The organism is Paraburkholderia sp. SIMBA_053, assembly GCF_046534895.1.
GTDB lineage: Bacteria > Pseudomonadota > Gammaproteobacteria > Burkholderiales > Burkholderiaceae > Paraburkholderia > Paraburkholderia caledonica.
This window is the reverse complement of record NZ_JAWRXU010000003.1, coordinates 420,425-432,175: the sequence shown is the minus strand read 5'-3', so window position 1 is coordinate 432,175 and position 11,751 is coordinate 420,425. Positions and strand designations below refer to the sequence as shown.

The window sequence follows — 11,751 nt, the reverse complement described above, 5'->3', positions numbered from 1 at the left end:
CGAGCGCGGCGCGCTTGCACCGTTGCCGGCCGTCAAAGCGGACTTCTGGCGCGAGGCGAGCGGTCGAAAGCCGACCACGGCCTCGCGCGGTGAGGCGACCTTGTTGAGCCGACCTTAACGCGAGCCGCGTACGCGCCGCAACTCGTCGATTACGAGCAGAATCGCGCCGACCGTGATCGCGCTGTCGGCCAGGTTGAACGCCGGCCAGTGCCACGCGCGCACGTGGAAATCCAGGAAGTCGATCACGTGGCCGTACGCGAGCCGGTCGATCACATTGCCGAGCGCACCGCCGAGTATCAACGCAAGCGCCGTGCAAAACATTTTTTGCCCGCCGTGGCGCTTGAGCAGATAGCAGATCACCAGCGCGGCGACCACGCCGAGCGCGGTGAACGCCCAGCGTTGCCAGCCGCCAGCCATTGCGAGGAAGCTGAATGCGGCGCCGCGGTTGTACACGAGAATCAGGTTGAAGAACGACGTGACCTCATGCGCGACGCCATAGGCAAACACCTTCTGCACCGCGATTTTCGTCAACTGATCGAACAGGATCACGATCAGCGCAACGCCCAGCCAGGGCGCCAGCGAACTGTTTCCGGCGGAAGCTTTCGATGTGGTTTTCGCCATGGTTCTCGCCATTATGCCGCGCTCCTCGCTTCACCGTTGCCGAACAGGTTGCTGACACAGCGGCCGCACAGCGTGGGGTGTTCGGCGTCCGCGCCCACGTCCGCGCGATAGTGCCAGCAGCGCTCGCATTTCAGATATTTCGACGTGATCACTTCGACGCCTTCTTCCGCTTCGCTTTCGACCTTGACGACGCTCGCAGCCGACGTGATCAGCACGAACTTCAGGTCGTCGCCGAGGCTTTTCAGCGCGTCGTAACGTGCGCTGCTCGCCCGGATTTCCACTTCCGCCTGCAGCGACGAGCCGATCAGGTTCGCAACGCGCGCTTCTTCCAGCGCCTTCGTCACGTCGCCGCGCGCAGCGCGCAACAAAGTCCATTTGTCGAGCAGCGCGCCGGCGTCCGGCACCGCCGGGAACGCGTGGTACGTCTCGGTGAAAATGGTCTCGCTGTTCGGCTGGAACACCTTCCACGCTTCTTCGGCTGTGAACGACAGGAACGGCGCCATCAGACGCAGCAGGCCTTGCGCGATGTGATACAACGCGGTCTGAGCCGAGCGGCGCGCGACGGAATCCGCAGCGGTGGTGTAAAGGCGGTCCTTCAGCACGTCCAGGTAGAAGCCGCCGAGGTCTTCGGAGCAGAACGTTTGCAGCTTGGCGACGACCGGGTGGAACTCGTACTTGTCGTAATGCGAGAGGATGTCGTTTTGCAGATTCGCCGACAGCGCCACCGCGTAGCGGTCGATCTCGAGCCAGTCTTCAACAGGGCGCGCGTTCTTCTCGAAGTCGAAGTCCGACAGATTCGCGAGCAGGAAGCGCAGCGTGTTGCGAATGCGGCGATAGCCTTCGGTCACGCGCTTCAGGATTTCTTCGGAGATGGCGAGCTCGCCCGAGTAATCGGTCGACGCGATCCACAAGCGGATGATTTCCGCGCCGAGCCGGTTCGCCACTTCGTGCGGATCGATACCATTGCCGAGCGACTTGCTCATCTTGCGGCCTTCGCCGTCGACGGTGAAGCCGTGCGTGAGCAGCGCGTTGTACGGCGGACGGCCGTCGAGCATGGATGCGGTCAAAAGCGACGAGTGGAACCAGCCGCGATGCTGGTCCGAGCCTTCCAGATACAGGTCGGCCGGGAATTGCAGCTCGTCTTTATGCGAGCCGCGCAGCACGTGCCAATGCGTGGTGCCGGAATCGAACCACACGTCGAGCGTGTCGCGGTTCTTTTCGTACATGTTCGCGTCGTCGCCGATCAATTCGCGCGGGTCGAGTGTTTGCCAGGCTTCGATACCGGCCTCTTCGACGCGCTTCGCGACTTCCTCGAGCAACTCCAGCGTACGCGGATGCAGTTCGCCGGTTTCCTTGTGCACGAAGAAGGCCATCGGCACGCCCCATTGGCGCTGACGCGACAGTGTCCAGTCGGGACGGTTCGCGATCATGCTGAAAAGGCGCTGCTTGCCCCACGACGGATAAAACGCCGTGTTTTCGATGCCTTCGAGTGCGGTTTCGCGCAGAGTCTTGTCGGTATCGTTCGGCTTCACGTCCATGCCCGCGAACCATTGCGACGTGGCGCGGTAGATGATCGGCGTTTTGTGGCGCCAGCAGTGCATATAGCTGTGCGTGTACTTCTCGGTGCGCAACAGCGACCCGGCGCCTTGCAGCGCTTCTACGATCTGCGGATTGGCCGCCCAGATCGACAGGCCGCCGAACAGCGCGAGCGATTCGATGTAACGGCCGTCGCCCATCACCGGATTGATGATGTCTGAATCGGCCATGCCGTGTGCCTTGCAGGACACGAAGTCTTCCACGCCATAGGCCGGCGACGAATGCACGATGCCCGTGCCGGTTTCGGTCGTGACGTAGTCGCCCAGGTAGACCGGCGCCGTCCGCTTGTAGCCGGGATGAGCGGACGCGAGCGGATGGTTGAAGCGCAGATTGACGAGCTTCGCGCCGGGCGTGGTCGCGACGACCGAGCCTTCCAGGCCGTATGCGTTCAGACATGCTTCGACGCGCTCTTCGGCGAGGATCAGCAGGCCGCGCGGCGTGTCGACGAGCGCGTAGACGATTTCCGGATGCAGGTTCAGCGCCTGGTTGGCGGGGATCGTCCACGGTGTGGTGGTCCAGATCACGATGCCGCCTTCGTTGCGCGGCAGCGCGGCGAGGCCGAACGCCTGCGCGGTCTTTTCCGGCTCGGCGAAGCTGAACAGCACGTCGATCGTCGGATCGGTCTTGTCCTTGTACTCGACTTCTGCTTCAGCGAGCGCCGAGCCGCAGTCGAAACACCAGTTGACCGGCTTCAGGCCGCGGAACACGTAGCCCTTCTCCATGATCTTCGCGAGTGCGCGGATTTCTCCGGCTTCGTTTGCGAAGTTCATCGTCTTGTACGGGTTGTCCCACTCGCCGAGCACGCCCAGACGACGGAAGCCGACCTTCTGCTTTTCGATCTGCTCGGTCGCATAGGCACGCGCCTTCTGCATCACTTCGGCGGCGGGCAGCGACTTGCCGAACTGCTTTTCGATCTGGATTTCGATCGGCATGCCGTGGCAGTCCCAGCCCGGCACGTAGACCGCGTCGAAGCCCGCCATGTTGCGCGCCTTGACGATCATGTCCTTCAGAATCTTGTTCACCGCGTGCCCGAGGTGAATGTCGCCGTTCGCATACGGAGGGCCGTCGTGCAGGATGAATTTCTTGCGGCCCTTGCTGGCGGCGCGGATCTTTTCGTAGACCTTGCGTTCCTGCCATTCCTTGACCCATTGCGGCTCGCGCTTGGGCAGATCGCCGCGCATCGGGAACGGCGTGTCGAGCAGGTTCACGGGATAACGTGACGGCGGTTTCGAATCGGCTTTCTTGTTGCTCATGATGTGGTCGCGGTGAATTCTTTATAAGCGCAGCGGGGCGCGGGTTGCGCACGATGCGCGAGAGCGTGGGGCGCGCCCGGCAGGCATGTCGCGCGATGCACGGACGCCTTTCGATGCGCGAGAGCGGCGGTCCTTGCGGCAATCAGCGCGCATGGACCGCGGCGGCTACCTAATTCGGTCGGTGGCCGACGTGGCGAAACCGGTGGAACGGCTGCCCGGCGAACCCGCGCCGACGGCCGCGAACCATGCGCGCGCGTTGGCGACGTCGCGCGCAATGGCGGCCGTGAGCGTTTCGAGGTCGATGTACTTTTCCTCGTCACGCAGCTTCTTCAGGAATTCGACGCGCACGAGCTTGCCGTATGCGTCGCCGTGCCAGTCGAGCAGATGCACTTCGAGCAGCACGCGGCCGGAATCGTCGACGGTCGGACGCAGGCCGAGGCTCGCGACGCCCGGCAGCGGTTCGTCCGCCACGCCATGCACGCGCACGACGAAAATGCCCGCGAGCGCCGGACGCTTGTGCGCGATCGGCAGGTTTAGCGTGGGAAAGCCGAGATCGCGGCCGAGCTTCATGCCGTGCACGACGTGACCGCTGATCAGATAATCGCGGCCCAGCGCGGCGCGCGCAGCGTCGAGATCGCCGGCCACCAGCGCGGCGCGCACGCCTGAGCTGGATATACGCGCGCCGGACGGATCGGCGACCGTTGCCATTTGCTCGACTTCGAAGCCGTAATGCTGGCCCGCGGCTTTCAGCGACGCGAAGTCGCCCGCGCGCTTTGTGCCGTAGCGGAAGTCGTCGCCGATCATCACCCAGCGCGCGTGCAGCCCGTTGACGATGATCCGTTCGACGAACGCATCCGGCGACTGGCTCGCGAATGTGTGATTGAAGTGCTCTACGACGACGCGGTCCACACCGTTGGTGCGCAGCGCCTCCAGCTTGTCGCGCAGCATCGCGATGCGCGGCGGCGCGCCAGCGGGATTGAAGAACTCGCGTGGGTGCGGCTCGAAGGTCATCACGCAGACGGGCAGGCCGCGCGCGTCGGCCGCCGCGCGCACGTGCGCGAGCAAAGCCTGATGGCCGCGGTGGACACCGTCGAAGTTGCCGATGGTCAGTGCGCAGGGCGCACGGCTTTCAGCATTGGGAAGACCGCGGAAGACTCTCACGATAGCGCGTCGGGATAGAGCGGGCGAGGTGCCGCAAAACAAATGATTATAAACGCTCGGCGCATGGGACGGCGGCGCGTCGCGGTTTGGGTGCCCTCGAATGATAAAATCCGCGCATGAAAAAACTCGTCATCCTGATTTCAGGGCGGGGAAGCAACATGGAAGCTATCGTTCGAGCCTGCTCGGACGAAGGCTGGGCGGCGCAGGTCGCTGCCGTGATTGCCAACCGTCCGGATGCCGTGGGCCTTGCGTTCGCGGCGTCGCACGGCATTGCCACGGCGGTGGTCGATCACCGCCAGTTTCCCGATCGCGACAGCTTCGACTCCGCGCTCGCTGAACAAATCGATCGTTTCTCGCCCGATCTGGTAGCGCTCGCAGGCTTTATGCGCGTGCTGACAGACGGTTTCGTCGACCGTTATGCGGGACGCATGTTGAACGTGCACCCGTCGCTGCTGCCGAGCTTCCCGGGACTGAAAACGCATCAGCAGGCGCTCGACGCCGGCGTGCGCCTGCACGGCGCGTCGGTGCATTTCGTTACTTCGCAGCTCGATCACGGGCCCATCGTCGCGCAGTCGGCGGTGCCCGTCGTGGCTGGCGATACGCCAGCCACGCTCGCCGACCGCGTGCTTGCAACCGAACACATTATTTATCCACGCGCGGTGCGCTGGTTCGTCGAAGGGCGTCTCGCTCTGGATGGCCTGCGCGTCACGCTTACGCCGCCGGAGCCGCAATGGCTCTTTGCCGGTCACACCGCCGGAGAGGGCGCATGAGATTACATGGTTTTCTGATTGGACAAACTGAGACTTTGCTGGCCGAAGTCCTTCGACTGAACGGTCCTGCCGACGCTACCACGAGCCGTTTTTTTCGTGCGCATCCGAAGCTCGGGCACGGCGAGCGCGGCGTGATTGCCGAGGCGGTTTTCGCAGTGCTGCGTCGCCGGATGGAGTTTGCGCACCTTGCCGAAAGCGGCGCGGGCAGCCCCGCCCGCCGCATGGCCTTGCTCGGCCTGATGCAGACGGCCGGCCGCACGGCGCTCAAGCCGTTCGTGTCCGACTCGGAGTCGAAATGGCTCGAACACGTCGCGATGATCGATCCGGAAAGCTTGCCGCTGCGGATTCGCCTGAACCTGCCCGACTGGATCTATCAGGCGCTCGCAAAGCGTTTTGAACCAGCCGAACTGGCTCAACTGGCCGCCGCGTTGAACTACCCGGCGCCGTTGGATCTGCGCGCGAACCCGATCAAGGCGAGCCGTGACGACGTACTGAACGCGCTCTCGAAAGCCGGTATCGAAGCCGGCGCAACGCCGTTCGCGCCGTTCGGCGTACGGGTAGTGGGCAAGCCGCCGCTCACCAAGCTCGACGCGTTCCAGCACGGTTGGGTCGAGGTGCAGGACGAGGGCAGCCAGTTGCTGTGCTCGCTGGTTGCGCCCAAGCGCGGCGAGATGATCGTCGACTTCTGCGCGGGCGCGGGCGGCAAGACTCTGGCGCTGGGCGCGGCGATGCGCTCCACCGGGCGTCTCTATGCGTTCGACATCTCCGAGCGGCGTCTCGCCAAGCTCAAGCCGCGACTTGCGCGCATCGGTTTGTCGAACGTGAATCCGGTACTGATCGACAGTGAACACGACGCCAAGATCAAGCGGCTCGCCGGCAAGATCGACCGCGTGCTGGTCGACGCGCCCTGCAGCGGTTTGGGCACGCTGCGCCGCAACCCCGACCTCAAATGGCGCCAGTCGCCGGAGTCGGTCGCCGAACTCGCGCCCAAGCAGGCGTCGATTTTGGCGAGCGCGGCGCGTCTGGTGAAGAAGGGCGGTCGCCTCGTGTATGCGACCTGCTCGATCCTTGAAGCGGAAAACGAAGCGGTCGTCCAGCAGTTCCTCGCGGATCATCCGGACTTTGCGCTCGTCCCCGCACGCGAGGTGCTGGCCGAGCAGCGTATCGATCTCGAAATGGGCGATTACCTGTCCCTCTGGCCGCACCGCCACGCGACCGACGGCTTTTTCGCCGCCGTGCTCGAACGTCAGAGCTGAGCCCGCAATAGGCCAGCCGGCTCGCGGATCGATTGTCCGAACCGCGAGCCGCACCTGAGCCGGTCATTCCGGCGACATCATGCAAAACCGTATCTTTTCTCATCTCTTCGGCGATCTCGCGCGCGACTTCGGTCAGCCCGTCATGCTTTGGCAAGTCGGGGTGCTGATTGCCACGCTCGCGCTCGCCTGGTTGCTCGCCCGCCTGTTGCGCCGGGCGCTCGATTTGCGCCGTCAAACCCGCTATCAGACGCTGCGCTTTGGCGCGGAAAGTCTGAACCGGGCGTTTTTCCCGCTGATCGGCGCCGTGCTGGTGTGGATCGCACGGGCGATCGCCGGGCGGTTCATCCACACGTCGCTGCTCGATCTTGCGTTGGTGCCGCTCTTCGGCATCGGCTTGATTTACATCGTGTTTTTCTTGGCGAGGCGCGTCTTCAGCCATGACGGAGAGACGCACCCGTGGCTTTTCCTGGTCGAAAAGATCGTTTCTCTGGGCGTGTGGGTCGCCATGGCGCTCACCGTGATGGGCATTCAGGACGACGTGATCGCGTGGATGGCGAGCGTGCACTTTCGTGTCGCCAACGCGCACATGACGCTGCTCTCGCTCGTCACGGGCCTGCTGTGGGTCTGCGTGACGATGATCGTCGCAATGTGGCTCGGCTCGGCGTTCGAAGACCGTCTGATGCGCGCCGCGACGCTCGACGCGAATCTGAAAGTCGTGGTCGCACGCGTCGGCCGCGCGGCGTTTGTGCTGGCGGCGGTGTTGATCAGCCTGTCGCTGGTTGGCATCGACATCACCGTGCTCGGTGTATTCGGCGGTGCTCTGGGCGTGGGGCTGGGGTTCGGTTTGCAGAAGATTGCCAGTAACTATGTGTCGGGCTTCATCATCCTGATCGACCGGTCGCTACGAATCGGCGACACGATCAACGTGAGCGGCCTGCAAGGCATGGTCACGCAAATCCGCACCCGATATACGGTGGTGCGCGGTCTTGACGGTATCGAAACGCTGATTCCCAACGAAAAACTGATCACCGACGTCGTGCAGAACCAGTCGTCGTATCTGACGCGTGGCTATGCGAAGGCGGCCGTGCAGATCGCCTACACCGCCGATGTCGAGCAGGCCATGGCGCTCCTCGCGCGAGCAGCGGACGGCGTGCCCCGCGTACTGACGGACCCGGCGCCTACGCCTTATCTCGTAGGCTTTGGCGCCGATGGCATCAACCTGGAGCTAGGCTTCTGGATTGCCGACGCGGCAACTGGCACATCGGCCGTCCGCTCGGCGGTCAATCGCAACATCTGGCAGCTTTTTTCCGCACACGGCATCTCCATCCCTTTCGCGCAACGCGAAGTCCGCATTGTCGGGAATGCGGCTGACGTAGCAAATCTCGGAGGCGTGTTGTCCAAACCGGTAAGTGTGACCGGCGGGATGGCGAATCAGGCTGGCAACGCTATTTAGCGGGCACTCGCACGGCACTGATGAGTCTAAGAGAGCTTGCTGCGGGCGTGTTTGTGTTGATGCTGCACAAAAAATCCCTATTTGTTACAAACACTTGGAACGCTTCCAGTAGAATGTCGTCCAATCCCGCTGTATGCTTTCACTTTCTTGACACGCGCAGTTCGCGGGTGTCTCGTGTCTCTCGTTCCACAGGTAAATTGCCTTGTTGAATTCTTTGCTCGATTTCCTTGCCCACGGTCTGATGCGCTTCTCGTGGTGGCAACTTGTTCTGTACACGCTCGCCGTGACACACGTCACGATCATCGGTGTGACGGTCTATCTGCATCGCTGCCAGGCGCACCGCGCGCTAGAGTTGCACCCTGTCGTCAGTCATTTTTTCCGATTCTGGCTGTGGATGACTACGGGCATGCTGACCGGTCAATGGGCGGCTATCCACCGTAAGCACCACGCCAAGTGCGAGACGGAAGAAGATCCCCATAGCCCGCAAACGCGCGGCATCTGGAAGGTGCTGCTCGAAGGCGCGGAACTGTACCGCACGGAAGCGAAAAACGAAGAGACGATGCGCAAGTTCAGTCACGGCACGCCGAACGACTGGATGGAACGCAACGTCTACACGAAGTACCCGATTCTCGGCGTCAGCCTGATGATGGTGCTGAACGTCGCGCTGTTCGGCGTGGTCGGCCTGACCATCTGGGCGGTGCAAATGGTGTGGATTCCCTTCTGGGCAGCCGGCGTGGTGAACGGTCTCGCGCACTTCTGGGGTTATCGCAACTTCAACTCGTCGGACGCCAGCACGAACATTTTCCCGTGGGGCATCATCATCGGCGGTGAAGAGCTGCACAACAATCACCACACGTACGCCACCTCGGCGAAGCTGTCGAACAAGTGGTACGAGTTCGACATCGGCTGGATGTACATCCGCATCATGTCGGCTTTCCGCCTCGCCAAGGTGAAGAAGGTCGCGCCCACGCCGCGTCTGACCACGGGCAAGATGGTGCTCGATCAGGACACGTTGCAGGCCGTGCTGGCTAACCGGTACGAAGTGATGGCGCGTTACGGCAAGGCGCTCAAGCGTGCGTATCGTCAGGAACTCGCGCATCTGAAGGAAGTGGGCGCGCGCGAGAAATATCAGGTCATGCGCGGGGCGCGCAGCTGGTTCCACAAAGAAGAAGCGGGGCTCGACGAGCCGCAAAAGCGGCTGTTGCCGCAAATCTTCGCGAACAGCCAGAAGTTGAAGACCTACATCGACATGCGTAACGAACTTGCGTCAATGTGGGAGCGCTCGAATGCGTCGCGCGATCAGTTGCTGGTGCAGTTGCAGGACTGGTGCCATCGCGCCGAAGCGAGCGGCATCAAGGCGCTGCAGGAATTCGCAATGCGACTGCGCCGTTATGCTTAGTCACGAAATCCATTAAAATTTCGTTACGTCACAAAACCCCGCGTTGGCGGGGTTTTGCTTTTTGGGCCGCGGAATTTGCATGACGCGATGGGTATTCCACGGCGGCAAAGCGAGGGCAGAAGAGATCATGGATCAGCAGGCGATCAGGGCCGTGGAATACGACCGGCCGCAGGCGCAGGGGACATCCTGCGGGATCGGGCAGGCGTGGGCGAAGGTGCCCGAGGTGCCGTCGGCGCAGGAAAAATTGGCGCTGAAAGAGCGCATTCGCGCATTGCTCAAGCGCGAGAAGGCCGTGCTCGTCGCCCACTACTATGTTGACGCCGAATTGCAGGAGCTGGCCGACGAAACCGGCGGCTGCGTGGCCGATTCCCTCGAAATGGCCCGTTTCGGGCGCGATCACGAGGCCCAGACTCTCGTGGTGGCGGGAGTGCGGTTCATGGGCGAGACGGCAAAGATTCTCAGCCCGGACAAGCGCATTCTGATGCCGGATCTCGACGCAACATGTTCGCTGGACCTCGGCTGTCCGGTAGATGAATTTTCGGCTTTCTGCGACGCACATCCGGACCGCACGGTGGTCGTTTATGCGAATACGAGCGCGGCCGTTAAAGCCCGCGCAGACTGGATGGTGACATCGTCGATTGGACTGGAGATCGTGGCCGACCTTCACGCGCGCGGCGAAAAGATCATTTGGGCGCCTGACCGGCACCTTGGCGGTTACATCCAGAACAAGACCGGCGCGGACATGCTGATGTGGCAGGGTTCGTGTCTCGTACACGACGAATTCAAGGGTATTGAACTCGACTTGCTGCGCGCCGAATATCCGGGCGCGAAAGTCCTGGTTCATCCGGAGTCTCCGGCCAACGTGGTGGCTCAAGCGGATGTCGTCGGCTCCACCACTCAGTTGATCGATGCCGCGCAGAAGTTGGATGCGACGCACTTCATCGTGGCAACGGACCTCGGCATCCTCCATAAGATGCAGCTCGCCGCGCCCGGCAAGACGCTGATCGCCGCGCCTACTGCCGGCAACAGCGCGACGTGCAAGAGCTGTGCGCACTGCCCGTGGATGGCGATGAACGGTCTCGCGAATCTCGCCGACGTCCTCGAACGCGGTCATAACGAGATTTTCGTCGAGCGCGCTGTTGGCGAGCGGGCCCGTGTGCCGATCGACCGTATGTTGGACTTTGCCGCGCGCCATAAAAAGCGCGTGCAGGCGAGCGGCGATCTGGCGCGCGACGCGCAGTTGTATTCGAACGTGGGAGCCGCCTGATGACCGCGGCAGCGCAGAGTTCAGCAGTGCCCCGTTCGGCGCCATACAGTCACGCCGAAGCCGTGTCGCCACTCTTCGCCGAGATCCATGCGCAATACGGCGCGGCGTTCGACGCAGCGCTCGCGCGCAATGTCGCCGACGCGCTTGCGGAAGACGTCGGCACGGGTGACCAGACCGGCCGCCTCGTCCCTGCCGATGACGTGCGCCGCGCGCGTGTCGTCGTCCGTGAGGATGCGGTGTTATGCGGCGTGTCGTGGTTTAACGCGGTCTTGCGGCAAGTGGACTCGCGGATCGAGGTGCAGTGGCTTTACCGCGAAGGCGACCGGATGACAGCGGACACTCCCGTGTGCGAACTGCGCGGGCCGGTCCGTGCGCTGCTCACTGCCGAGCGCAACGCGCTTAACTTCCTTCAACTTCTATCAGGCGTGGCGAGCGCGACGCGCCGGTATGTGGATGCGGTCGCTCATACGCGTACCCGCATTCTCGATACGCGCAAGACCTTGCCCGGCTTGCGGCTCGCGCAGAAATACGCGGTGCGCGTGGGCGGCGGAGCGAATCAACGGCTCGCGTTGTATGACGGCATTCTGATCAAGGAAAACCACATTGCCGCTGCCGGCGGAGTGGGGGCGGCTATGGACGCCGCGCTCGCGCTCAACGCGGGCGTCTCTATCCAGATCGAGGTCGAGACGCTCGAGCAGCTGGAAACGGCATTGGCGCATGGCGCGGAGTCTGTTCTGCTCGACAACTTTTCGTTCGATTCGATGCGGGAAGCTGTGCGCATCACCGCGGGGCGCGCCGTACTGGAAGTGTCGGGCGGAGTGAACTTGGAAACAGTGCGGACTATTGCCGAAACGGGCGTCGACCGTGTGTCGATCGGCGCTCTGACGAAAGACGTGCGAGCGACCGACTACTCTTTGCGTATCGTCTGACAGAAGTTCTTACTTGTAAAACGCCACCGGCGGCCCGGAGCCGACG

General features: G+C 62.9%; 9 protein-coding genes. 6 read left to right on the top strand and 3 right to left on the bottom strand.

The window, feature by feature from the left end; genetic code table 11:
• Positions 1–114: 114 nt before the first annotated feature.
• The 3 genes from lspA to SB753_RS14005 all read right to left on the bottom strand — a co-directional run bounded on the left by lspA (position 115) and on the right by SB753_RS14005 (position 4,631).
• A complete protein-coding gene (lspA, locus tag SB753_RS14015; protein WP_020069119.1) occupies positions 115–621 on the bottom strand; it encodes a signal peptidase II in 507 nt (168 codons plus the stop codon).
• A gap of 11 nt (positions 622–632) precedes the next feature.
• Complete coding sequence (gene ileS, locus SB753_RS14010; RefSeq protein ID WP_410800446.1) at positions 633–3,470, bottom strand: isoleucine--tRNA ligase; 2,838 nt, start codon at positions 3,468–3,470, stop codon at positions 633–635.
• Between the two features lie 165 nt (positions 3,471–3,635).
• The gene (locus SB753_RS14005; RefSeq protein WP_410800445.1) at positions 3,636–4,631 is read right to left on the bottom strand and encodes a bifunctional riboflavin kinase/FAD synthetase; all 996 of its coding nucleotides are present in this window, start codon (positions 4,629–4,631) and stop codon (positions 3,636–3,638) included.
• 116 nt (positions 4,632–4,747) lie between these two features.
• On the opposite strand from SB753_RS14005, the gene purN reads away from it, so the two are divergent.
• From purN to nadC, 6 genes are all read left to right on the top strand, one after another.
• Positions 4,748–5,401 (top strand): phosphoribosylglycinamide formyltransferase, encoded by a 654-nt coding sequence (purN, locus tag SB753_RS14000; RefSeq protein ID WP_410800444.1) that lies wholly within the window; start codon positions 4,748–4,750, stop codon positions 5,399–5,401.
• Positions 5,398–6,657, top strand: coding sequence for an RsmB/NOP family class I SAM-dependent RNA methyltransferase (locus SB753_RS13995; RefSeq protein ID WP_410800443.1), 1,260 nt, complete (start codon positions 5,398–5,400; stop codon positions 6,655–6,657). Before purN ends, SB753_RS13995 begins: the two co-directional genes overlap by 4 nt.
• Before the next feature lie 79 nt (positions 6,658–6,736).
• Positions 6,737–8,110 (top strand): mechanosensitive ion channel family protein, encoded by a 1,374-nt coding sequence (locus SB753_RS13990; protein ID WP_410800442.1) that lies wholly within the window; start codon positions 6,737–6,739, stop codon positions 8,108–8,110.
• A gap of 202 nt (positions 8,111–8,312) precedes the next feature.
• A complete protein-coding gene (locus tag SB753_RS13985) occupies positions 8,313–9,509 on the top strand; it encodes an acyl-CoA desaturase (protein ID WP_027778980.1) in 1,197 nt (398 codons plus the stop codon).
• A gap of 127 nt (positions 9,510–9,636) precedes the next feature.
• The gene (nadA, locus tag SB753_RS13980; protein ID WP_410800527.1) at positions 9,637–10,776 is read left to right on the top strand and encodes a quinolinate synthase NadA; all 1,140 of its coding nucleotides are present in this window, start codon (positions 9,637–9,639) and stop codon (positions 10,774–10,776) included.
• Positions 10,776–11,705: a carboxylating nicotinate-nucleotide diphosphorylase gene (nadC, locus tag SB753_RS13975; RefSeq protein WP_088175221.1), complete on the top strand. Its 930-nt coding sequence runs from the start codon at positions 10,776–10,778 to the stop codon at positions 11,703–11,705. Before nadA ends, nadC begins: the two co-directional genes overlap by 1 nt.
• Positions 11,706–11,751 lie beyond the last annotated feature (46 nt).